This is a genomic window from Streptomyces sp. NRRL F-525 (assembly GCF_000716605.1).
Lineage (GTDB): Bacteria > Actinomycetota > Actinomycetes > Streptomycetales > Streptomycetaceae > Streptomyces.
On record NZ_JNXE01000207.1, the window covers coordinates 1 to 302 of the forward strand.

The 302-nt window shown below is 74.5% G+C and carries 1 protein-coding gene; it reads right to left on the reverse strand.

Annotation, left to right across the window (positions count from 1 at the left end; genetic code table 11):
• Positions 1-302 (reverse strand): LLM class flavin-dependent oxidoreductase (locus OO69_RS48550; RefSeq protein ID WP_033287462.1); only part of this gene is annotated, 302 nt, incomplete at both ends.

Here is a 302-nt window from a genome sequence, read left to right on the forward strand (position 1 = left end):
GCGAGCAGGCCGCCCGCCACGACCGCCAGCGGTCCGAGCGCGGGATCGCGCTTGGCGGCGCCCTCGGCCAGGGACGGACCCCACACCTGCGCGGCGTGTTCCGGCGCGTAGAGGAACGGCAGCCAGCCGTCGGCCAGTTCGGCGGTCATCCGGACGTTGGCCGGGCCGAGTGCGGCGACGTACACGGGGATGGTGTCGCGCACCGGGTGGGTGAGCAGCTTGAGGGGTTTGCCGAGCGTGCCGCCCTTCTCGGGCGGCAGGGGCAGATCGGTGATGCCGCGGTGCTCGATCACCTCGCGCCG